This is a genomic window from Amycolatopsis sp. NPDC005232 (assembly GCF_040607795.1).
In the GTDB taxonomy this organism is placed as follows: Bacteria; Actinomycetota; Actinomycetes; order Mycobacteriales; family Pseudonocardiaceae; genus Amycolatopsis.
In genome coordinates this window covers 12,091-35,516 of the sequence record NZ_JBEXHL010000003.1, presented here as the reverse complement: position 1 = coordinate 35,516, position 23,426 = coordinate 12,091, and the positions used below count along the sequence as shown (strand labels likewise).

Annotated in this window: 18 protein-coding genes; 13 read left to right on the top strand and 5 right to left on the bottom strand. The window is 67.0% G+C overall.

The window, feature by feature from the left end; translation table 11 throughout:
• Positions 1-6 precede the first annotated feature (6 nt).
• The 4 genes from ABZU76_RS07540 to ABZU76_RS07525 are packed head-to-tail and all read left to right on the top strand — an operon-like array spanning position 7 to position 6,889.
• A complete protein-coding gene (locus ABZU76_RS07540; RefSeq protein ID WP_354866092.1) occupies positions 7-801 on the top strand; it encodes an alpha/beta hydrolase in 795 nt (264 codons plus the stop codon).
• On the top strand, positions 798-2,429 hold the full coding sequence (locus ABZU76_RS07535) for an FAD-dependent monooxygenase (protein WP_354866090.1): 1,632 nt from the start codon (positions 798-800) through the stop codon (positions 2,427-2,429). The genes ABZU76_RS07540 and ABZU76_RS07535 overlap by 4 nt, the downstream gene beginning before the upstream one ends.
• 21 nt (positions 2,430-2,450) lie before the next feature.
• Positions 2,451-4,553, top strand: coding sequence for a hydantoinase/oxoprolinase family protein (locus tag ABZU76_RS07530; protein ID WP_354866088.1), 2,103 nt, complete (start codon positions 2,451-2,453; stop codon positions 4,551-4,553).
• An 11-nt stretch (positions 4,554-4,564) separates the two neighbouring features.
• On the top strand, positions 4,565-6,889 hold the full coding sequence (locus tag ABZU76_RS07525) for a hydantoinase B/oxoprolinase family protein (RefSeq protein WP_354866086.1): 2,325 nt from the start codon (positions 4,565-4,567) through the stop codon (positions 6,887-6,889).
• A gap of 622 nt (positions 6,890-7,511) precedes the next feature.
• Here the strand turns inward: ABZU76_RS07525 and ABZU76_RS07520 are convergent.
• Positions 7,512-8,084 carry a helix-turn-helix domain-containing protein gene (locus tag ABZU76_RS07520; RefSeq protein ID WP_354866084.1) on the bottom strand — a complete coding sequence of 191 codons (573 nt, stop codon included), beginning with the start codon at positions 8,082-8,084 and terminating at the stop codon, positions 7,512-7,514.
• 91 nt (positions 8,085-8,175) lie between these two features.
• Between ABZU76_RS07520 and ABZU76_RS07515 the strand changes: the two genes are divergently transcribed.
• The 3 genes from ABZU76_RS07515 to ABZU76_RS07505 all read left to right on the top strand — a co-directional run bounded on the left by ABZU76_RS07515 (position 8,176) and on the right by ABZU76_RS07505 (position 10,601).
• Complete coding sequence (locus ABZU76_RS07515) at positions 8,176-9,123, top strand: alpha/beta fold hydrolase (protein WP_354866082.1); 948 nt, start codon at positions 8,176-8,178, stop codon at positions 9,121-9,123.
• Positions 9,124-9,230: 107 nt separating this feature from the next.
• Positions 9,231-9,542 (top strand): hypothetical protein, encoded by a 312-nt coding sequence (locus tag ABZU76_RS07510; RefSeq protein WP_354866080.1) that lies wholly within the window; start codon positions 9,231-9,233, stop codon positions 9,540-9,542.
• A 237-nt stretch (positions 9,543-9,779) separates the two neighbouring features.
• Complete coding sequence (locus ABZU76_RS07505) at positions 9,780-10,601, top strand: alpha/beta hydrolase (RefSeq protein WP_354866078.1); 822 nt, start codon at positions 9,780-9,782, stop codon at positions 10,599-10,601.
• Positions 10,602-11,212: 611 nt separating this feature from the next.
• On the opposite strand, the gene ABZU76_RS07500 is transcribed toward ABZU76_RS07505, so the two are convergent.
• A complete protein-coding gene (locus ABZU76_RS07500; RefSeq protein ID WP_354866076.1) occupies positions 11,213-11,854 on the bottom strand; it encodes a chorismate mutase in 642 nt (213 codons plus the stop codon).
• 530 nt (positions 11,855-12,384) lie between these two features.
• Here ABZU76_RS07500 and ABZU76_RS07495 point away from each other — a divergent pair.
• The 4 genes from ABZU76_RS07495 (at position 12,385) to ABZU76_RS07480 (ending at position 19,774) form a co-directional block, all read left to right on the top strand.
• Positions 12,385-13,533 (top strand): acyl-CoA dehydrogenase family protein, encoded by a 1,149-nt coding sequence (locus tag ABZU76_RS07495; protein WP_354866074.1) that lies wholly within the window; start codon positions 12,385-12,387, stop codon positions 13,531-13,533.
• Between the two features lie 106 nt (positions 13,534-13,639).
• On the top strand, positions 13,640-18,382 hold the full coding sequence (locus ABZU76_RS07490) for a DUF6531 domain-containing protein (RefSeq protein WP_354866072.1): 4,743 nt from the start codon (positions 13,640-13,642) through the stop codon (positions 18,380-18,382).
• A 94-nt stretch (positions 18,383-18,476) separates the two neighbouring features.
• Positions 18,477-19,475 carry an NAD-dependent epimerase/dehydratase family protein gene (locus tag ABZU76_RS07485; RefSeq protein ID WP_354866070.1) on the top strand — a complete coding sequence of 333 codons (999 nt, stop codon included), beginning with the start codon at positions 18,477-18,479 and terminating at the stop codon, positions 19,473-19,475.
• Positions 19,476-19,594: 119 nt separating this feature from the next.
• Positions 19,595-19,774, top strand: coding sequence for a transposase (locus ABZU76_RS07480; protein ID WP_354866068.1), 180 nt, complete (start codon positions 19,595-19,597; stop codon positions 19,772-19,774).
• A 322-nt stretch (positions 19,775-20,096) separates the two neighbouring features.
• Here ABZU76_RS07480 and ABZU76_RS07475 read toward each other — a convergent pair whose 3' ends face one another.
• The gene (locus ABZU76_RS07475) at positions 20,097-20,468 is read right to left on the bottom strand and encodes a MerR family transcriptional regulator (protein WP_354866065.1); all 372 of its coding nucleotides are present in this window, start codon (positions 20,466-20,468) and stop codon (positions 20,097-20,099) included.
• Between the two features lie 132 nt (positions 20,469-20,600).
• On the opposite strand from ABZU76_RS07475, the gene ABZU76_RS07470 reads away from it, so the two are divergent.
• Positions 20,601-21,314: an SDR family oxidoreductase gene (locus tag ABZU76_RS07470; protein WP_354866063.1), complete on the top strand. Its 714-nt coding sequence runs from the start codon at positions 20,601-20,603 to the stop codon at positions 21,312-21,314.
• A gap of 186 nt (positions 21,315-21,500) precedes the next feature.
• Here ABZU76_RS07470 and ABZU76_RS07465 read toward each other — a convergent pair whose 3' ends face one another.
• Positions 21,501-22,028, bottom strand: a complete 528-nt coding sequence (locus tag ABZU76_RS07465; protein ID WP_354866061.1) for a tryptophan synthase subunit alpha — start codon at positions 22,026-22,028, stop codon at positions 21,501-21,503.
• Here ABZU76_RS07465 and ABZU76_RS07460 point away from each other — a divergent pair.
• Entirely contained in the window at positions 22,013-22,264 is a 252-nt protein-coding gene (locus ABZU76_RS07460; protein ID WP_354866059.1) for a hypothetical protein, read from the top strand. The genes ABZU76_RS07465 and ABZU76_RS07460 overlap by 16 nt on opposite strands.
• A 376-nt stretch (positions 22,265-22,640) precedes the next feature.
• Here ABZU76_RS07460 and ABZU76_RS07455 read toward each other — a convergent pair whose 3' ends face one another.
• Complete coding sequence (locus tag ABZU76_RS07455) at positions 22,641-23,222, bottom strand: helix-turn-helix domain-containing protein (protein WP_354866057.1); 582 nt, start codon at positions 23,220-23,222, stop codon at positions 22,641-22,643.
• Between the last annotated feature and the right edge of the window lie 204 nt (positions 23,223-23,426).

Genomic DNA, 23,426 nt, shown 5'->3' with positions numbered 1-23,426 from the left:
CGGTAGGTGTCGGCCACATCGGAGGATGTTGCGCACTCAGGCGGGAGCGCTGCTCTTGTGCTGCTCCACGGCGGTGGTCCCGGTGTCGACGCCGGGAGCAACTGGGCAGCGGTGTATTCCCGGTTTTCGTCTGAGTTCCGGTGCCTTGCCCCCGACCTGCTCGGCTTCGGCACCCAGCTCTCGGCCGGCGGCGCGGGATCCGGCGCGCTCCGCGGCCCGGCCGCTTGGGCGAGGGCCCGCGCTGGGCAGGTCCTCGATCTGATCGATCGCCACGGCCTGGACCGCGTCGACCTCGTGGGAAACTCGGCCGCGGGCGGAGCCGCGGCACTGGCTCTCTTGGCCGAGGCGCCCGAGCGAATCGGGCGAGCGGTTCTCATGGGCGGCGCGGGAACCGGGCCGCTGCCGCGCACGGTTCCGTTCTACGACCAGCCGACGAAGGAGTCCATGCGGGCCGCCTTGGCTCGGCTGGTCGCGGACGAGCACGCGCATCCTGAGCTCCTCGACGACCTCGCCGGCCACAGGCTGGAGCAGGCCCTGCGTCCGGGCGCCGAGGCAGCTTTCCGGTCGATGTTCGCCGACGTCGCCGACGGGCCCGCGCCCGCCGACCCGGCGAAGATCCCCAACCCGGTTCTCGCCCTGCACGGGGAGTGCGACCGGGTCTCTCCGGTCGAGGTCTCTCAGCGGCTGGTCGCGCGTTTGCCGCAGGGCCGACTCAACGTGGTGGCGGGGGCCGGGCACTGGATCCACGTCGACCGGCCGGATGAGTTCTGCAGCCTGATCGGGGAGTTCCTGAGCGCATGACCGAGCAACACAGCAGTTGCGAAGACCGAGTCGACGTCCTGATCGTCGGCGCCGGGCCCGCCGGCCTGACCCTGGCGATCGACCTCGCGCGGCGCGGTGTGCCGTGTCGGGTCGTCGAGGCAACCGAAGAGCGAGGCGTCAACCCGCGCTGCAACACCACGTCCGCCCGGTCGATGGAGATCTTCCGGCGGCTCGGGCTCGCTGACGACGTTCGGCGAGCTGGGCTACCCGAGGACTACCCCACGTCGATCCAGTACCGGACGACCATGCGTGGTGAGGAGATCTTCCGCATCGACCTGCCGTCCTCCCACGAAGTGCTCGCCGGTGCGGGCCGGCAAGGCTGGCCGACGCCGGAACCTCAGCACCGGATCTCGCAGCTCTACCTGGAACCGATCCTGGAGCGGCACGCGAACGGTCTTCCCGGGCTGACCCTCGAACGCGGCGCCAGGCTGGTCGAGCTGTTGCAGCACGACGACCACGTCGAGGCGGTCGTGGAGACCGGGGGGACTCGTCGCACGTTGCGCTGCGCCTTTGTGGTCGGCTGCGACGGCGCCCACAGCGCCGTCCGCCGCCAGCTCGGTATCCGGTACGAGGGTGTCGACGCGATCCAGCAGTTCGTGTCGACCTTCGTCCGCTCGCCGGAGCTGGGCCGGCTGGCCTCACGGGACCGCGCGTGGACGTACTGGACGTACGGCGATCGGATCGCTTCGCTGATCGCCATCGACGGGGATTCGCTGTGGCTCAACCACGTCGCGTTCCCACCCGACCACGACACGGAGAAAGAGGATCCTGAGCAACTCTTGCGGGAAGCCGTGGGCGGCCCCGTCGAGCACGAGGTGCTCGGCGTGGTGCGCTGGACGGGCCGCCGGCTGGTCGCCAAGCGGTACGGCCACGGCCGGGTGTTCCTCGCCGGAGACGCCGCGCACATCTGGATCCCGGTCGGCGGGTTCGGCATGAACGCCGGCATCCAGGACGCGGCGACGCTGGGCTGGATGCTCGCGGCGGTCCACCACGGGTGGGCGCCGCCGGACCTGCTGACCGCCTACGAGCTCGAGCGCAAGCCCGTGGGGGAGCAGTTCGCCGGCGCGGTGGGAGCACAGGCACGCACATCATTCGCGGACGTCCCGCCCGACATCCACCTGACGGGCCCGGACGGTGAGCGCGCACGCACCGAGTTCGCCGAACGGCTCGCTGCCACGGAGCCGCGCCGATACTCGCCCGACGGCTTCAGCTTCGGCTACCACTACGCGGGGTCGCCCCTCGTCATCGGCGGCGAAGACCAGGCTGCCATCACCATGGGCGGCTTCCGGGAACGAGCGCAGCCCGGGTTCCGGCTGCCCCACGTCTGGCTCGACGACGGCCGGTCGGTGCTCGACGTGCTCGGGCCCGACTTCACGCTGGTGCGGACAGACCCCGGCGTCGACGCGGCGCCCTGGGCCGACGCGGCCCGATCGCTCAGGATTCCCCTGACCGTGGCCGATCTGCCCGACCGGTGGCCTGACCGCTATCCGGCCTCGCTCCTGCTCGTCCGACCGGACCAGCACGTCGCCTGGATGGGCGGTGCGGACGCTCGTCCCGAGGAGCTCCTGCAGACAGTCACCGGGCGCGTCGCCGCCCGCCAGCGGTAAAGATCACCAGGAGAACGCAACATGCCATACGCACTGGGCATCGATGTGGGCGGCACGTTCACCGACGCTGTCGCCTCTGACGGGGCCGGCCGGATCGTGTCGGCCAAGACACCGACGACTCCGCCGAACCGCGAAGTCGGCGTCATGCGCGCGATCGAAGACCTCGCTGGTGAGCTCGGCATCGGTATCGGCGACCTGCTCGCGCAGACGGACTACATCGCCCACGGCACGACCGCGTCGATCAACGCCCTCGTCCAGGGCTCGGTGGCCGATGTGGGGCTCATCGCCACCAAGGGCCATCGGGACGCGATCTACATCATGAACGCGGAGGGTCGCACTCTCGGCCGGTCGGCCCACGAAATTCAGGACACCCTGCGCCAGCGCAAGCCCGAGCCGCTGATCCCGAAGTACCGTGCGCTCGAAGTGACGGAGCGGATGGACTACGCCGGCAAAGTCTTGGTTCCGCTGGACGAGGACGAAGTCCGCCGGGTCGCGCGATCCCTGGTGAGCCAAGGGGTCGAGGCGATCGCCGTCTGCCTGCTGTGGTCGTTCAAGAACGGGGCCCACGAGCGGCGCATCCGCGAACTGATCCGCGAGATCGCCCCGGACATGTACGTCACGCTCTCGTCGGAGGTCAGTCCACGCATCCGCGAGTTCGCACGAACCTCCACGACGATCATGAACGCCCAGGTCGGGCCACGGTTGCGCACCTACCTGGTTCCGCTGCAGAAGCAGCTGGAAGAGGGTGGGCTCAAAGGACCGCTGCTCGTGATGCAGAGCGAGGGCGGCACGATCACCGCCGACCGGGCGCCTGAGCACGCCATCACCACGGTCGGTTCGGTCCTGTCGGGCGGCGTCATCGGCGGCAAGCGCCTGGCCGAGCAACTCGGGCACCGCAACGTCATCACCACCGACGTCGGCGGCACGACGTTCCTTGCCGGGCTGATCGTCGATGGCGAGCCGGTCATGGCGCCGGGGTCCATCGTGAACCAGTTCCCGATCAACGCGGCGACCGTCCGGGTGCACACCATCGGCTCGGGTGGTGGAGCTCTGGCGTCGGTGGACGCCGGCGGCAACTTGCGGCTCGGCCCGCAGAGTGCCGAGGCTGTGCCCGGTCCTGCTTGCTACGGCAATGGCGGTACACGGCCCACGAACACCGACGCCAACCTGGTTCTCGGAATCCTGAGCGAGCGCGGGTTGCTCGGTGGCCGGAAACCGTTGCGGTTGGACCTGGCGCGTGAAGCGATCCACGAGCACGTGGCCAAACCTCTCGGCCTCACGGTCGAGGAAGCGGCCATCGCCATCCACGAGGTGCAGAACGCACAGGCCGGAGATCTTCTGCGCCGGGCCGTGGTGCAGGCCGGTTACGATCCGCGCGATTTCGTCGCATACGCCTTCGGCGGTGCCGGCCCCGCCCACTGCGCCGGCTACTGCCAGGACCTGGGTGTGAGCGAGGTCGTCGTGCCGCTCGGTCCTGTCGCCTCGGCATTTTCGGCGTACGGGCTCGCGGCCTCGGACGTCGTGCTCAGCGCGGAGCTCTCCGATCCGTCTTCGTTCCCGGTCGACCACACGGTGCTCGAAACCCACTACTCCCGGCTCGAGGCTGACCTGCAGCGTGCACTCGATCGGCAGAAGGTGAAGTTCCACGACGTGACCCTGCAGCGGGAGGTCGACCTGCGGTATTCGATGCAGGTCACCGAGCTCGCGACCGCTGTTCCGGAAGCCGGGTTCACCGAGCGTACCGGCGACGAGATCCTCGAAAGATTCGAGGAGCAGTACGAGCGCATCAACGGCAGCGGCGCCGGCTACCGCGAGGCCGGAGTCCAAGCGATCACCTACCGCGCCCGGGCTCAGGCGAGCCTCGGCTTCCCGGTGCACTTGCCGGAGGTACTGCGAGCCGAGGGCCCCGGGCCCGCCGAGGCACTCCTCGGGGAACGCCCCGTCTGCCTCGACTCGCAGATCGGCTTTGTGCCGACTCCCGTCTACGACTACGCGCGACTGCGCGCCGGGCACGAGATCGTCGGGCCCGCGATCGTCGACGTGCCGACCACAGTGGTCGTCGTGCCCGCCGGCGTCACCGGTCGCGTCGACCGCCTCGGCAATCTCGTGTTGAGCTACCAGTGAGGACAGCTTCGATGAAATCCAGGATCCCCGGGGCGGACGAGTTCACCAGCCGGCCCGTTCCCCGTGAGGAGTTGCTGCGGCAGATCTCACCCGAGCTCCCGCTGCACCAGGTGGACGACGAGCAGGCCGGTCACGTCGACGCCTTGACCTACGAGGTCGTGCGGCATCGGCTCTGGGCGATCACCCAGGAGATGGGTGAGACGCTGCGGCGGATGTCGGGATCGCACGTGGTCACCGAGTCCAACGACTTCAACTTCTCCATCTGCGACGAGCTCGGTGAGCAGGTCCAGGTCGGCAGCTACAACATCGGCCTGATCGGCTCCATGGATCTCGCCATCGTGTGGACCCTGCGCAACCGCAGCGACAACCCCGGCATCGCCGAGGGCGATATGTTCCTGTGCAACGACCCGTGGATCGGCGGCGGGCTGCACCAGAACGACGCGGCGATCCTGGCGCCGATCTTCCACGACGGCAAGCTGTTCGGCTGGACGACCGCCATCGCCCACCAAGTCGATCTGGGCGGACCGCAGCCGGGTTCGTTCAGCCCGTCAGCGCGGGACGTGTTCGGCGAGGCAGTTCCGACGCCACCCTTGAAAGTGGTCCGCGGTGGAGTGCTGCAGCGCGATGTCGCCGACGCCTGGGTCCGCCGGTCGCGGCTCCCGCATCTGGTGGGTCTCGATCTGCGGGCCAAGATCGCCGCCAACAAGAATGCGGCCGAGCAGATCCTGCGGCTCATCACCAAGTACGGCGCCGACACCGTCAAGATCGTCATGCGCCGGATGATGGACGATGCCGAGCGCCGGCTGCGGGCCAAGCTCGAGACCTTGCCCGACGGAACCTGGACCGCGGTGGGGTACCAGGAGCAGTCGCAGACCGGTGACCGCGGTCTGCACCAGATCAAGGTAGCGATGACCAAGGAGGCCGACCGGCTCGTCTTCGACTTCCGCGGCACCGCTGAGCAGACCGGCGTCATCAACTGTCCCTATCCGGGGCTGCGCGCGGGGATCGTCTTCACGATGTTGCCTTTGCTGGCGGGTGACATCCCGTGGGCCGCAGGGGGCCTCATGCGCTGCTTCGAGATCATCACCGATGAGGACACCATCACCAACGCGTCTTTTCCGGCTGCGGTCGGGAAGGGACCGTTCGGGCCGGCGTGGGGATCGGGCAACCTCGTCGCCGAGGTTCTCGCCAAGATGCTGGACGCCGAACCCGACCACCGCAGCGACGTGCAATCGATCTGCAACGGCACCACCGACCTGTGTGTGGTGTCCGGAGTGGACGTCCGTGGTGGCGGGAGCAAGGGCTTCGTCTCACCCGTTTTCGACGTCATGGCCGGTGGCTACGGCGCCCAGGTGTACCACGACGGCGTCGACACCGGTGGTCGGCTCATCATCCCCGCCGCGCGGGCACCGGACGTCGAGATGACCGAGTACCTCTACCCACTCGTGGCAGTGTGGCGCCGCGAGCAGATCGACTCGGGTGGGCCGGGCCGGCAGCGCGGTGGGATGAGCGGCTCCGTGTGCTACGTCCAGCACCCGGACCAGAAGGGGACGATGTCGTTGGTCGTCTCCGGAACCGGCAAGGTCGTGAACCAGAACGTCGGACTGGCCGGAGGTTACCCGGGCAATTCCCAGCTCGACCTGGTCGTGCGCGGAGTCAACGAACCCCAGCTCGCCCAGGCGGTCACCATCCCCGCCCACCTGGGCGAGCTGGGCGGGGACATCGAGGTACTGCCCTGCGAAGGTGAGTCGGACCTCGGCCCTGGTGACGCGCTCTACCTCCACTGGCAGTCGGGCGGTGGCTACGGCGACCCGCTGCTCCGGCTTGCCGAGAACGTGCGTGACGACGTGCGGCAGGCCCGGGTCTCGGCGGACGCCGCCCGCGCCGTCTACGGCGTCGTGCTCCGGTACGACGGCGAGGTGGACGTGACCGCGACCGATGAGACTCGCGACAAGCTTCGGCGTCGAAGGGCGTCCGGTGCCGGTGTTTCCGGCACGCAGCTGACGCCGATCGGCGCGCCGAACTTGGCGGAGGTCCGTCGACTCGACGACAACCTCGGCGTCGTGGATTCACCGGACGGGGGGACCGTCGTGTGCGTTCACTGCAGCACGCGGATCGGTCCGCTGGCGGGTAACGGATTCGTCGCCGGGCTGGCTCGTCGCGACTCGTTCCCAGCCGAAGCAGGTCCGCACATCTGGCACGACCCCTCGGAGTACGTCGACGCCGAGGTGGTTTTCCGGCAGCTGTACTGCCCGGGCTGCCTGACGGCTGCCCACTCCCGGGTCGTCCCCGTCGACCACCCGCTGCCCGAAGACGACTACCGATCCTGGGCTTGACAGCCGGCCGTTGATCCGACCGAAGGAGAAGGCGTGTCCTCACACCATGATTCGCTGTTCATCGGTGGCGGCTGGGTGCCACCCGCCTCCGGCGAACGGATCACGGTGATCGGTTCGAGCACCGAGGAAGTCCTTGGTCGTGTTCCCGACAGTAGCGAGAAGCACTCCTCACGGCCGCACAACAGAACAACATCGGCCTATAGGCCCAAGGATCGGCTTCGTCACGAAAAGTGGGCCAGTACCCACATCAGGCAGACAAAACCAACTGCCCGCCGTCCTGGTCTGATCGACATTTCGGACGTGCACCCTGGAGCTGTTCGGGGGGATGCCGCGTGTGCGCGCCGGTGCGCTTTTTCGCGGCCAAGTGTTAGGTGGGCAGGGAACCCTTGGTGCAGGGGGCATTTCGGCGACGCGGAGACCTGCATCACGGCCGGATGCGACGTGCCGAAGATCGACCCGGCGGATGCACGTTGACCGAACTCCGTCAGCGAGTGGGGAAGGCGCTACCCGTCATTGGGGACACACTCTCCACGGTGATGTCCTGTCGGTGGGGCCGTAGTTCCCGCGGCCGCGTGGCCCTGGTGGTGACCGCGGCGGCCAGGCCTGATGGGGCACGTCTCCGTCAGGCTTCCTCGTGCTGGTGGCTGAGGCCGTCGAGCAGCAGACCGACCATCCGCCGGCTGAACGCCTCACCTTTGCGTCCCGGGCCCGGGACGCAAAGGCGGGCCACTGCGCGGAGCAGATCGTCGGCCGAGACGTCGGAGCGGATTTCGCCGGTCTCCCTTGCCGCGTCGAGGAGTCCGGCAAGTGCCGGTTCCAGTTGACGGAGCAGGCGAGTACCCAAGCCTTCGAATGTGGGGTCGCCCGAATGGAGTGCTGCCGCCAGCCCGCGCTTGGTGGCGACGAACTCCGTGTACCGGTCCACCCACTTCGTCATCGCTGTTCGTGGCGGATACGTGTTCGAGAGCGCCGTCGCGGTCGCGATGCACTCGCTGACCTCGTGGCTCAATACTGCCAGCACGAGGTCCGAGCGTTTGGGGAAGTGGCGGTACAGCGTCGCGACGCCTACTCTGGCTTCCTCGGCGATGGCTTTGACATGCGCGTCGACGCCGTCGCGGGCGAACATGGTCCGAGCAGCTGTCAGCAGCGCATCGATGTTGCGCTGCGCGTCAGCGCGCGGCGATCTTGTACTCATCGGTCTCGCTCCCTGCTTGCTAAGTGGAATCTGATTCCCTATAGTAAGTGGAATCGGACTCCACTTACTATAGTCCAAGGAAGCCGCCCCCATGAACAAGTTCATCGATCTCGCCACGCGCATCCCCGTCGGCCCGGAGACGCCGGCCGTCTCGTACAACCCCGTAACGCTGCGGACCGCCGACCGTCCGCTGCCCCTCGAGCTGCGCCTGACGGTCGCGGCCGGCGATGAGCGGCTGCCGGTCATCCTGCTCTCGCACGGCGGGGGAGAGTCGCGGTACCTGGCTTCGAAGGACGGCTACAGTCCGCTGGCCGACTTCTATGCAGCACACGGGTTTGCGGTGATCCAGCCCACTCACCTGAGCTCCAAGATCGGCGGCCTCGGCCTGGATCCCTCGGCGCCGGGCCACTCGATGTTCTGGCGCTCGCGCATCGACGACATGACGCTCATTCTCGATCGCCTCGGGGACATCGAGGAGCAGGCGCGCATCGCCGGACGGCTCGACAGCGACCGGATCGCGGTGATGGGGCATTCTGCCGGAGGGCAAACGGCCGGCCTGCTGATGGGAGCAAGCTTGCGCGGAGAGCCGAGCATGCTCGCCCCGCGGATCAAGGCGGGTGTACTGCTGGCACCCGTCGGCAACGGCGACGGCCTGCTCCCTGCTGTGCTGGAGCGCTACCCCGAGCTGGACCTCGACTTTTCTTCTCTGACAACGAGGACGCTGGTGGTCTGCGGAGATCAGGACAGCAGCCCTGACCTGACTTCCCGCGGACCCGCCTGGCACGCCGATCCGTACACGCGCGGAGCGGGAGCTGACGCGCTCCTGACTCTCACCGGCGGCAAGCACTTCCTCGGCGGGATCATGGGTTACGACCTCAAGGAGACCGACGACGAAGACCCGGAGCGACTCGCGATCACCCAGCGAATGACGTGGGCGTACCTGTACTCCGCACTGGGCGGCGATGCTACGGCCTGGCAGGCCGCCACGCGCGCTCTGTCCGAGCACTGCGCGGCACTGGCGACGGTCACCTCCAAGTAGCCGGTAGCCGGTCGTGGCAACGCGTCGGCGCCAATTTCGGGAGCCGTAGATGTGGCTCGCCACCATAGGTGACGCCCGCTGGTACGGCATCGCCTGATTGCACAGGGGTGGCACCGAACGAAGGCGATGTGCTGCTTTCGCTCAAGTGCTCGATCAAGGGAGAGATCTGGCCGGTCGCGCAGCCCGCTCTGTTGGACCACGCCCGCCACCTGCATGTCCTCCATGGCCTGCAGCGCCTCGGCGCCCGGGTGGCACTCGCCCGTCGCGCCGTTGATCTCACCCACGACGCCTTCGACCTCCTTGACACCGGCTCTCCGCGAGAGGTCTCCATCCAGACCGTGCCTCGGGACGGTTCTGGGCATAAGCCGGCGACTGCCCTGCAGGGGATCCGTGGCAAGCGGCCGTTGCGGACCTGGTGATTCCGCTCGCACATGAGCCAGCCCGACGGCCAGTCCCCGCGATCGGAGCACCGTCGCCGTCACGGTTGCCACCGGACAGCGACGGTGCGAGCGCGCGTATCGGGAATCGAACCGAGGCGAACGTTCGAAATGGCGGATCATCATCGCCCAGCCCGCCGCACCCACAAAATAGCTAGGGCCTGGTGGCCTTTGCGAGCCGGACAACCAGATGAACATTCCTGATGAAAGGTGTACCGAATGCCCATCCACAGCCTCGGCGACGACGTAGACCTGAACTACGACATTCATGGCGACGCCCACCTGCCGGGCGAGCCGGTCCTGCTTGTGACTGGTACGAGCGCATCGGTCGGCCACTGGACGCCGGCGATCATCGACGGTCTCGCGGTCGATCGCCGCGTCATCGCGTACGACCACCGCGGCATGGGCGGGTCCTCCCCGTACACGGAGCCGGTGTCGATGGCATCCCTTGCCGCAGACGCCATCGCGCTGCTCGATGGACTCGGCACCGGCCCGGTGCACGTGGTCGGGTGGTCGCTGGGCAGCGCCGTGGCCCAGGAGCTGGCGCTCGCCCGCCCCGACCTGGTGGCATCGCTAGTTCTCTACGGAACCTGGGCTCGTGGCGAAGGGTTCCAGCGCTGTCTCATCACGGCACTGCGATCCCCTTGGCAGCACGGCGATCTGGCGGGAGGGATCGCCGCACTCGGCGTGGCGTTCTCACCGGAGCTCCTCGACAGCCCGGAGTTCGACCAGCTCATTGTGCGCGTGCAGCCCCTGTTTCCCCAGACCGAGGAGCAGATCCGAGCGGTTGTCCAACAATGGGACGCGGACCTGGCCCACGACACTCTCGACCGGTTGCCCAGGATCGACCGACCGACGACCGTCTTGGTCGGTGCGCAGGACATCCTCACCCCGCCCCGGCAGTCCCGTACGGTTGCCGACGCGATCCCGAGCGCAGAGTTCGTCCTCGTCGAAGGCCCCGGCTCAAGCCACAGCCTCCACGTCGAGCGGCCCGGCGATTGGCTGCAACACGTCCGCGCCCACCTCGCGCGCTGCGCGTAGAAGCTTCGAGCCTGATACCGAAAGCGGCCACGGCCCGATACACCCGCCTTGGCCGCGATGACGACATCGGCTCTGAGGTCTTCCAGCAGTGCGCCTCACGACCAAGGACGGGGTGTGCCGCTAGCTCAGCCACCATCGTCGAACCCGTCTTCGAGCAGTAGCCCGGAACCGACCTGACCAGACCGTTCAGCCGGAATGGCAGCTCATGACAGCATCTTTGACGACAGGCCGATTCGCCGCTTCCGTCGAAGGCGATCGGATCCCCGATGAGCCATTGTCCGCTCTGCTGCGTCGTTTCCCGACATTACGTCTGGCCGTACCGTTTGAGCAGACCGAATTCCGCATCGCCTCCCCGATACGCAGCGCCCTTACCAGTTCGACGTCCAAGGCCCGCAATGCAGGATCCCACGGGAGTCTTCGGCGCTGACAGGAATGGCGGGCAGCTCGACGACTTTACGAGCTGAGCTTGGTCGCCACCGTGCTCGACGTCCGGACGAGGCCGGCGAGGTGGACTTGTGTGACGGCGCCGACCGGCGCGCCCTGCACGCCTGCCTGGACTTCGTTGCCCACCAGGCGTGCAGGAGTGGAATCGAGCGCAGAGCCTCGACCGGTCAGCCGACCAGGTTCGTGCACGCAGAGTGCACTGCGACGTTGAGTGCCTGTCGATGGAGGGTGTCCAGGTTGTCGAATACCGCGCCCGAGCCTGCAGCGACAACCAGTTCGATGGTGCACGTGATGCGCTTGTTGCGCAACGGCACCGTGGTTTTGAGCTCGGACAGCAAGTCCGTGGTCAGCTGGTCCAGCTTGGTCCGGATCTGCCCGAGGTCTGGACGGGTTGTCGGTGCTTCGTCGGGGTGCGCGGCCCAGCGCGCGAACAATCCCTTCTGCACGACCTTGCTCGCGGTGATCTGGTCCTGGAAGAACGCCGTTGTGGAGATCGGATCGAGCCCGAGTGCGCTGGCCTGCTTTCGCACCTGCTCGAGTACCTGCTGTTCCCGTGCAGGGTCGTCGATCGGCGAGTCGGTCCCGAACTTGGACGCCGCCACGTCGTCGCTGACTTTGAGCCGCGTGATGACCAGATCAGCTAACGGCCCGAGCCTGCCCAGTGACTTGCCCGCCTCGACCGCGGTGTTCGAGACTTCAGCATTCATCGGTTCGTCGGCGGCCAGAGCCTGAGGTACGGTCGCTGCCGTTGCACCCACGATCAACGTGGTGACCGCGACGCAGCGTGCGACGGTACTTTTCGAAATCAACGGTTCGCCTCACCTTCCGACGTTGCTCGCACTGCGCCGTTTGAGGTCGCCAGGCCACGTGCGCAACGTCTCGTTGCGGGGGTGACCTGTGTCGTCCGCTAGGTGAGCGTTGGGTGCGAGCTGCTATATGTAGCGCTCACTCTATCAACGCCCTCCCGGCCATGGATCTTGTGGGCCAAGTACTTCGCGGCGGTGCCTCAGGCTGGACGACCAGAAGCTGTAGACGGTCTCGCCGGGCGGCGTGGGGTGGACCGCGGATAGGCAGCGGGCGGCTATCCGGCATAGAACGTTCTGTCTTGACGCTCGGGTGGGTCGTCGCTAGGTTGACCGTGTATCGATCGTTCCATATCGAGTCTGGCGTCTCTTGCGGTCGGCCGGTTGGCTGCTCGCGGATGTGCTGCCTAGCGTTTCAGGCTCGGTGCGGTGCGCGATCGGTCGGTGCGACCTCGCGGCTCACTTGAACATGAAGTCGCTTGGCGCAGCAACGCAGTCCTGGAGAAGGAGATCGCACGGTGGAGTCAAGTCGAAGCGTGCCGGAAACGGCCGAAGCCCTGGTGGCGAAAGCGCGTGCGGCGGTGCCGGTGCTGGCCATGCATGCGGCTGCTGCCGAGGAGCAGTGTCGTATTTCCCCGGAAAGTATCGAGGCGTTGCGGGAGGCCGGTGCTTTCGCGCTGACCACTCCACGCGAGTTCGGCGGACTGGGTGCGAATCTGGTCACCACGGTGCGCGTGCTCTCCGAGTTGGGGCGAGGCTGCCCGTCGTCGGCGTGGGTCGCGGCGGTCTCAGCGGAAGCGAAGAACCATTTCTCGACGCTGATGTCCGAAGAGGTCCTTGCTGAGCTATACGCAGATCCCGATGTGCGATTGTGCATTGTCGGGGTGCCAGGCGAGGCCGCCGAGGTTCCCGGTGGGGTCAAGATCGCCGGACGCTGGTCCTATGCCTCGGGAGCCGAGGATGCCGATTGGGCGATTCTGGGAGTAGCGCTCGACGCGGTAGATGGCTTTCCCCGTGTGGCGGGCGTGCTTGTGCCGGTGTCCGAGCTGAACGTGGAACGGACGTGGCGAGTGGCCGGAATGCGGGGCACGGGCAGCCACACGCTCGTCGCCGATGGTGTTTTTATTCCTGCGGCACGAGTGCTCGAGCTGCCGCTCGGCCCCGATGGCGCACCCGATCTTACCCTCGGCGAGCCGCTCAGTCTCGTCGCAGCGGGGGCTGTGATCGCGGCATCTCTGGCCGGCGCGGCGCTCGGCGCGCTGGATGCGGTGCAAGCGGTTCTCGGAAAGCGTAAACCGCCGATGACGCAGTACAAGGACCTCGCCGCGTCACCGTCGGCTCGGCACTTTTTCGCCGAGGCTGAGCACATGGTGAACAGCGGTCACGACCGGCTGATCCACCTGGCGGAGCGAATCCAGGAGAAGCTGTCGGCCGAAAAGAGTCCCGACATCCAGCGGTCGGCGTTGCGGATGGAGTTGGTCTCCATTCTGCGGCAGTTCCTGCGAGCCGTCGACCTGCTTATGGATTTGCAAGGATCCAGCGGTTTTTCCCTCGAAAGCCCGTTGCAGCGGTTTTGGCGAGACCTCAACGTCGGCGCCCGGCACGTCCAGTTCACGCCCTACCTCATGATCGAGAACCACGGACTCCTGGCGACCGGGGCGGGAAAGCCGATTCTGCCCGTCTGAGCGGAAGGATGTGCGGCGAAAAGAGGCAAGATCGCCGCGTTGGGGGTTTCACTCGAGCCGGACTGAAGCACATCCAGGTACTGTGCAGAGGGGACACTCTCACCTGATGAACAATCCTTTGATCGCGCCGACCCAGGACTCGACCACGGCGTACTCGGGAATCTCGCTGCTGGAATCGGCGAACGACCTGAAATCAGCCATCGAAAGCGGTGATTGGGCGTCCGTCGCCCTGGGTGCGGTCGGGACGGCACTCGACGCGCTGTCGGCGGCGATGGATCCGTTCGGCGCGATCCTCGCCGCGGGGGTCGGGTGGCTGCTGGAGCACGTGGGCCCACTCAGGGAGGCACTCGACGGTCTGACCGGCAATGCTGACCAAATCCAGGCTCAGTCGGAGACGTGGCGAAACGTCGCGACCGAACTGGGCAACGTCGGCCAGGACCTGCAGGACGCGGTGAAGGTGGACCTCGGCTCGTGGACCGGACCCGCGAGCGACTCCTACCGGCAACGGGCTCAAGACATCGCGGCGCTGTTGGAGAGCACCCAGAAAGCCTGTGAAGGCGCGTCAGCCGGGGTCCAGACCGCCGGCGAGGTCGTCGCCGCGGTCCGGACGCTGGTGCACGACATCATCTCGGAGCTGATCGGCCACCTGATCAGCTGGGCCCTGCAGGTGTTGTTCACCCTCGGCATCGGGCTGGCTTGGGTGGTTCCGCAGGTCGTCGAGGCGGTGGCGAAGACGGCCTCGAAGATCGCGGACTTCACGACCCGGCTGGTGAAAGCGCTCCATGCGCTGATGCCCTTGCTGAAGAAGGCGGGAACGCTCTTCGAAGACTCGGCCAAGGCGTTGAAGGGTCTCAAGGGCGGCAAGATCTCGCCGCCGGCCAAATCCCAACCCATAGACGTGTCCCCGAAAGTACCGCCAACGAAGATCCCTCCGCGCGGGGACGACGCCACCAGCCTGTCTGCAGACCAGGCTCCACAGGCGGCTAAGGGCGACGACTCGACGACGGCCTCTTCGGCCAACGCCCCGAATGACGACTCGACGACGACCTCTTCGGCCAACACGCCGAATGCGGATCACACCACTCCTCCGAAGGCCGACGAGCCGGCCCCGGCGAAGACCGGCACACCACCACCGATGACCGAGTCGGCACCGCCCAGGGCCGATATTCCGCCCACGCCCGACGCAACCACCAAATCCACTTCTTCTCCTCCGAAGGACAACCCCCGCGACCGCGTGGTCCCCTCGGACAAGAAGGTCTGCGTCTCCGACCCTGTGGACATCGCCACCGGCGAAGTGGTGATGACCCAGGTGGACCTCACGCTGCCGGGCGAGGCCGGCGACCTGGTGCTGTCCCGCACACACCTGTCGTCGTACCGCGCGGGCCGCTGGTTCGGCCGGTCTTGGGCGTCGACCCTGGACCAGCGCCTGGAACTGCGACCCGAGCAGATCCAGTACTACGCCGAGGACGGCATGGTTCTCGTGTATCCGCTGCCCGGCGACGGCGCCGCGGTGCTGCCGTTGGAGGGACCGCGCCATCCCCTGCGGTGGACCCCCCAGGGCTACCGGCTGTCGGCGGGATCACGCGATTTGGTCTTCGCGGAGGTCCCTGGCGGCGGGCGGCGGGTGTTGCCGCTGACGATGATCGAGCAGGACGGATCCCGGACCACGATCGAACACTCCCCGACGGGCGCACCGTGGCTGCTGCGCCGGGACGACGGCACCGAGATCCACATCGCAGCCGGCATCGACCGCATCGTCGCTCTCGGTGTGCCCGGTGCCGCGCCGGTCGTCCGCTTCGGCTACAACAGGCTGGGCCAGCTGACCCAGATCGCGGACTTCGCCGGCCACCAGACGACCCTCGACTACAACGTGGACGAGCGGATCGTCGGCTGGCAGGACCGCACCGGCACCTGGTATCGCTACGTCTACGACGCCGACGGCCGCTGCGTTCGCAGCGTCGGCGCCGACCGGTACCTCAACGGCACGTTCACCTACGACACCACCGCCCGGACCACACGGCACACCGATGCGCTGGGCCACAGTTGGACGTACCGGTTGAACGAAACCGGCCAGCTGGTTGAGCGGACCGACCCGCTCGGGCACACGCGCCGGTACTCGTGGAGCCGCTACGACGAGCTGCTGGCTCAGGTCGACGAACTGGGGCGGTTGACGTCCTACGGTTACGAGGACGGCGCACTGACGACGGTGACTCGCCCGGACGGGTCCGTCGTGCGGCTCACGTCCACCGCGAGTGGCGAAGTGGTGCTGGAGTCCGGTGTCGATGAAGCAAAGGCACGCGCCGTGATCTCGGCGTCCGATCCGTATGCTGATCTGCCTGGCGTCTCCACCCGGCTGCGCGTCGAAGGTCCGGCCGACACACTCAGCGACGAGCCGGTGATCACTGCGTCGGCGCGCCCCGGAGACCGCGATCCGTTCGGCCGCCCGCGCCTCGTACACACCGCGTCCGGCGGGGAGATCCGGCTGGGCTGGACAGCCGAGGGACGCCGGGCCTGGCGGATCGGTCCCCACGGTGACCGGGAAGGGTGGCAGTACGACGCGGAAGGACACGTCGTCGAGCACCGCGATGCGGCCGGCCGGACGACCCGGCGGAAGTACGGCCCGTTCGGTCTGCTCACCGAAGAGTTCGATCCCTCCGGTGCACGCACCGGCTACAGCTACGATCACGAACTCCGGCTGGTCGCGGTGACCAGCCCGCAGGGTCTGACCTGGCGCTACACCTACGATCCCGCCGGCAGGATCATCGAGGAAGTCGACTACGACGGCCGCCGGATGACCTACGCTTACGACGAGGCCGGACAGCTGCGACGAATGACCAACGGCCTGGGCGAAGTCACCGAATACCACTACGACCTGCTCGGCAACGTCATCGAGCGCCGCACGGCCACCGGAGTCACGGGCTATGCCTATGACGAGCTGGGACGGCTCACGTACGCGGTCAACGCGGACTCAGTCCTGAACATCGTGCGCGACGAACGCGGGCGCGTGCTCGAGGAAACCGTCAACGGGGTCGGGGTGCACTGGCACTACGACGTTACCAGCCTCCACCGCACCACTGTGTCCGGTGTGGACACTGAGTGGCACTACGACGTCCGTGGCGTTCCCGTGTCCTTGCGCGCCGCGGGCCACGAGATCTCGTTCGAACACGACGAAGCCGGCCGTGAGACCGGCCGCGCCGTCGACGGCACGGTAGTTCTTCGGCAGGCCTTCGACGCCGAAGACCGGCTCGCCGAACAGGTGATCACAGGTCTGGGCCGACGCACCTACACCTATACCCCCGATGGCCGGCTCGCCGCGATCGACGACGCGCTGCCAATCCGGTTCGGGTTCGACCAGGCCGGCCGCGTCAGCGAGGTGCACGCCCCCGAGGGCGTCGAATGGTTCGCCTACGACGCGACAGGTACGCTCGCCTCTGCCGTAACAGCGTCATCAGCAGGGCTGCGCGTCTACCGTGACAACACCCTCCTGGTGGCCGCCGGGACGCAGTACCTGCATGATCCGCAGGGCCGGGTGACCAGCCGGGTACAAAGCACCCCCACCGGTCCGGAGGAATGGCGGTTCGTCTGGGACGAACTGGACAGGATGATCGCTGTTGTCGCCCCCGACGACAGCTTCTGGACCTACCTTTACGACCCGCTCGGCCGGCGGTTCGCCAAGCGGCGATGGGTACTCGACGACCACGGCGAACCCAAGCGGACCGCCGAGACCTGGTTCGTTTGGAACGGTACCGACCTCGTCGAGCAGATCGAGCTGAACGACGACGGAACATCGCGCGTACTCACCTGGGAGCGCCATCCCGGGGACAGCAAGCCCGTCGCCCAAATCGAACAGAGTGGCCCTCGGTACGGTTTGCGGTTCCACACCGCTGTCACCTCGCCGGCCGGCACGCCGACGGAGCTCATCGGCGAAGGCGGGACCGTCGACTGGCAGGCGCGCATGGGCTTCTGGGGTGAGCTGCTGCCGACCACGACGGGCACCGCGCCGATGCCGCTGGCCTTCCCCGGCCAGTACCGCGACGACGAGACCGGCCTGCATTACAACGTCTACCGCTACTACGACCCGCGAACCGGACGCTATCTGAGCCAGGATCCACTCGGACTCACCGCCGCACCCGATCCCGTCGGCTACGTCGCCCAGCCGGTCCTCCAAGGCGACCCACTCGGACTGGTGAGCCCTTGTGGTAAGACCGGCGCACCTCAGCCACCGGAGCGTCCCGCCGGTGGCGATGATGCCGGGAAACTCGACCCGCCAGGGAAGAAACCGGACACTCTGGCCGACTTCCGCGGCAAGGACGGCAAGGTCCGCCCGGCGGACATGACCGATGAGCAGTACGCGAAGTTCGCCAAGAAATGGGACGAGCTGATGGCGCCCGGCAAGGACAAGAGCTGGTTCTGGTCGGGCGGCCACGTCAAAGACGCCGACGCGATCAACCCGCAGAAATACCTCGGATCGATCGAGAACCCGGCCGGGGCGATGGCCAAGAAACACGGCGGAAACACGCTCGAAGGCATCCTGGCCGACAACAAGATCGAGATGCCGGGGTTCACCGACAACAACCCGAACGCCGGGAAGGTGTGGACCGACGCTTCCAAGGCACTCGCGCGCGGGGCCGAAGGCGAGGTCCACGTCGCCTTGCCGAACACACCCGGCAAGACCACCGGCTGGCCCGGCCATGGCGACCTGATTTCCGGACGCAGGACGGAAAACGTCCTCGACATGGACGAGTTCCCCATTCTCCGACACAACCCGAATGTCACCAAGGTCTGGGCCCATGACGTCGACTACCCGGATGCTCTGCCAGTCGTCATCTGGAACAAGGAAATCCGCTGATCGCGCACTGCCGCCACCTCCGGGCAAACCGGTCCGGGACTGCTGGCCGCCAGACCTGATATTTCTGGCTTCAAGTTGTTCGATGCGATAGGGGTTGGACATCAAGATCTTCGTGACGGGCGGCAGTGGGTTCGTCGGTCAGCACTTGGTGCGCCGTCTCACCGGCGAGGGGTATGCGGTGCTGGGATTGGCGCGTTCCGACCGTGCTGCTGAGCTGATTATGGCCGCCGGCGGCGATGTGGTGACGGGCGATCTGGCCGACTTGGCATCCGGCACTGCACCGCCCGAGTGGATATCTGTCCTGGCTGGATGCGATGCTGTCATTCACGCGGCGGCCCGGATGGAGTTCTGGGGCCCCGACGCGGGTTTTCAACGCGACAATTTCGCGCCCGCGGTGGCGCTGCACGAGGCGGCCGCCGCGGCCGACGTCGGGAGATTCGTGTTGGTCAGCGCGGCCAGTGTCTCGACCGGCAGCCAGCGCGCAGCGGTGGTGGACGAAGACACCGATAACGGCCGCCCTAACATCGCCTACAGCCGCGTCAAGCTCGCCACCGAGCAGGCCCTGTTGTCCGCGGATACGCCCACGATGGACACCGTGGTGCTGCGCCCGCCGTTCATCTGGGGCCCCGGGATGACGACGGCGACGGAGATGGCCGACCTCGCGCGAGTCGGCGGATGGAAGTGGATTGATCGAGGTCGCCACGTTATGGACTTCATCCACGTCGGCAACCTGGCTGCGGCCGCCGATCTCGCGCTGACTCGAGGTCGGTCTGGTGGCATCTACTACGTCACCGACGCCACTCCGATGTCGATACGAGACTTCATGACCTCGCTCTTGGCTACTCAGGGGGTCGACGTAAGCCGAGCGCGCAGTGTCCCACTCGCGGTCGCCGCACCCCTCGCGGCCATGCTCGACAGTGGCGCCCGGTTGCTGCGCCGGCCCAAACCGCCGACGTTGACCAACTGGCTGGTCGCGTTCTTGGGCCATGACCGCACCTATGACATCACAGCCGCGCGACGCGACCTCGGCTACACCCCTTGTGTGGACCTGGCGCAGGGACTCAGGGAAATGACTTCAACACACCTCGGTTGAGCTCGTGCAGTTAGTCGGTGACTTCCGACGTGGCGATTCGGCTTGACCACTGGGGGAGGGGGCTCCTGGGCCGGACCGCTGTAATTGATTTAGCTGAGGGTCTGGTCTGATCTTGGGCCGTGGTGGGTCGGGGTGAGGTAACGGATTGGGCGTTGGCACGGATTGAGCCGCTGCTGCCTCCAGTGTCGGGGCGGGGGCGGCGGTGGCGGGATCACCGGCAGGTGATCAATGCGAACCTGCGGAAGCTGCGCACTGGTGCGCCGTGGCGCAACCTGCCCGAACGGTGGAATGGGTCCTGAACGTGGCTTCCTCGGTGGTCCGGGCGCACCAGTACGCTGCTGGCGCCTGGAAACAGGGGCTGCACCACCACGATCGATGCCGTCACCGTCGGAGGAGAAGCGCTCGGACGCTCCTGCGGCGGACTGAGCACCAAGATGCATCTCGCCGTCGACGGGCCGATGCGAGTACTGCTCACCGGTGGCCAGGCCGATCGACTGATCGACAACACCAGGCCCACCAACCACAACACCGGTTACGAGAAATCCCCTAACCGACACGCCCAGCCAAGATATAGCGAAGTGTCGTTTCAGTACTTAAGTCTGCCGCCCCGCGACCGGACTCTCAGTCCAGCGACGACCGGCAGTTTTGCGGGTCCGAGTTTCTGCAGATTCCGATCAGCGTATCCAGTCTGCGGCCCGTCTCACGTAGCTGCGTGATTCGCTGTGTGATGCGCCCGCGTTCGCCGGTCAGCTGTTCCAGCGTTTCGGGCGGGACGACACCGGTGTCGATACAGGGCAGGAAGGACGCGATGACCCGGCTGCTCAGCCCTGCAGTGTAGAGCTCTTGGATGAGCCTGAGACGGTCTTCCGCGGAGTCGGGAAATACGCGCTGGCCGCCCGCCGTGCGCTCAGACTGCAGCAAGCCCTGCTCCTCGTAGTAGCGCACGGCGCGTGTACTGACGTCAGCTCGCGCGGCGAGCTCTCCGATGCGCACGGCAACTCCTGTCGTTCCGTTTCTCGACCGGAATTATGACTCAGGTCACCAGTCGGGAACCTTGTACTTAACGTCAACGTCAACTTTTACCCTGGCGGAGGTCGGCGCACCAGCCAGCGAAAGGGTACAGTCATGGACATCACCGGCACCACGGCCCTGGTCACGGGAGCCAACCGCGGGATCGGGCTACAGTACGTCAACGAACTGCTGACTCGGGGAGTGGCGAAGGTCTACGCGACGGCCCGGCGTCCCGGTTTGATTGACACCTCGGACCCGCGGGTGACGCCGCTGCACCTGGATCTGCTCGACGAGAAGTCGATCGCCGAGGCAGCGGCCGTGGCAACGGATGTCGCGTTGGTCGTCAACAACGCCGGCATCACAACCGGCGCCGACCTTGTCACCGGGGAACTCGACGAGATCCGGCTGGACATGGAGACGCACTTCTTCGGCACCCTGAGAGTGATCCGCGCGTTCGCGCCTGTGCTCGCCGCCAACGACGGCGGCGCGATCATCAACGTCATGTCGGTGCTTTCCTGGTTCGCCAACGAGGGAACCGGGTCCTACTCCGCGGCCAAGGCTGCGGAGTGGAACATGACCAATGGCGTGCGCGCGGAGCTGGCAGGCCAGGGAACCCTGGTCCAGGGGGTGCACCTCGGCGCCGCGGACACCGACATCATGGCCGGACGCGACGTGCCGAAGATCGACCCGGCGGAGGTGGCCCGCGCCAGCCTCGACGGCGTCCGGGCTGGCAGCGCCGAGGTGCTGGTCGACGAGCCGAGCCGCATCGTCAAGGCGACGCTCTCCGCTCTGCTCGGAACGCTGCCCACCTCGGCGGATGCAGGTTGACCGAACCCCGCCAACCGACGAGAAGGCACTATGTTGCCTCGCGTGATCGACCTCGCCGTGTCCGGTGCACTGACTGCCGTCGCCTCACCCCGCGATGCGAACGCAACGCAGCACAGTTCTCACTTCTCCGTCAACGCAACCCGGGTTGCCGGGCCCGCGCGACAGTGGTGCGAGCCCGGCACCCACTCAAGGGGTGCGGGCTCGCACCGCGGCCGCGAGCTGTGCGGTGAGCTGCTCGATCGCCGCCGCGCCCTCGCCCCGGTCGCGCGCGGCGAGAAGCATTCCGACCAGAGTCGATCCGACGATCACACCGTCGGCGAAGCAGACAACCTCGGCGGCTTGGCTCGCGTCCGCTACACCCATGCGGACGCAGACCGGCGGCCCGGTGACCGTGCGGAGTCGGCGTGTCAGGACGGCGGCGGCCTCGTCCACCCGATCGCGCACCCCCGTGACGACCATCAGCGCGGAGGCGTAGATGATTCCGGTTCCGGCCGCGGCGGTTTCAGCCAGTTGCGCGTCTGTGCTACTCGGCGCGACCACGAACACGGTGGCCAGCTCGTGCTCCGCGGCGTGCCGGCGCCACGAGGCGGACTCGGCCACCGGCAGATCCGGCAGCACGCACCCCGCGCCGTCGGCCGCGGCCGCTCGCCGGCGAACCGCTCGATGCTGTAGCGGGCCACCGGATTCCAGTACGACATATGAGGGCGCCGGCATCGGCGTGCACACCCCGATCAAACAACCCGCTGGCGGGCGCACGCGTCTCGACCGACAACCGCGCCTTCGAAGCCCTGTTGCTCGCTCTGCGCGCTGTCGGAGAACGCGGATTGGCGCTGTTCACCGGCCGCTGGCGAGGCCTGGAGCACGTCACCATCAGCCCCAGCAAGATCGGCCACATCATCCAGCCCGCACTCGTGCTCACCCATTTCGAACACAGCTATCTTCCCCATTGAGAAGACCTCGATGATTCGACTGTGGCGCAACGCGTGGGAAGATTTTGTACCGTTCCTGGACTAAGATGTCGAAATCCGGCGCATGATCTGATCGACGAACGCGGTTGAATTACTGAACGCCCGCTACCGTCGGGCGATCTGCGCGCGGACATTTCCCTACCGAGCCGAAAACCGGCTGACCGAACCGCCGAAAACACCGATCACGGGATCGACCCCAGGTGTGGTGGCTACCCGTCGCGTTCCCGGTGCGCGCGGGCAACAACGGCCGGAAAGGGTCGTTGCGTCGGGAGAAGGCAAGGGCGCGAGCTCGGGCAAGAAGCGGGCACCACGGCCCGAGTCAAAGACACCTACCAGCGATGTCGGAGGTTCAGCCGGCTTACAGCTTGGCCGGCTTCAGGACGGAGGCATCACGGTACTTCAGAAGCCCGTCGACGCCGAGCCGGAACGTCTCGCAGATCGGCTCTGGATCGGAGAGACACCCCGCAACCATTGCGCCGTCCCTCAACATGACGAAATGCCTGGCAGCAGGTTCGGGTGCGGACTCGCCAGTAGCGGCCAGCAGTTCTGTGACGGTGTCCAGGAACCACTGCCGGTGGTTGAGCACAGCTTGGTGCACCGCGTGCGCGCTGGAGGGGTACTCTGCCGCGGCATTGAGGAACGCGCATCCGCGAAACCCGTCGGACCGGATGCCGTCGGTGATCGTTTCGCCGACAGCCCGGACGACGTCGGCCGGCGAGCGTCCGGCAGAGCGCGCTCCCTCGACCTGCGCGCGGATCTGTTCATCCGACCCGGTCAGGTACGCGACGACGAGATCGTCTTTGCTCGGGAAGTGCCGATACAACGTGGCCCGCGTCACGTTCGCTTCAGCCACGATCCGGTCAATGCCGACCGCGTGCAGCCCTTCCATGTAGAACAGCCTGCTCGCTGTGCCGAGCAGTCGAGAGCGCGCCTCGGACACCTGATCACCTGCTTTCTCGTTGAAGGTTATACTACAGGTAGAACGTTCGGTCTTGACAAGACTCGACTCCGAGCGTCAAGATGAGCGACCCAAGACAGAACGTTCTCTACGGCAGGCGAACGCCAAGGCATCCCGCGCGCTCACCCGCGGCGTCGTGATCACCGGCGCCACGCAGGCTGATCCCGGTGTGTCAGGGATCTGTTC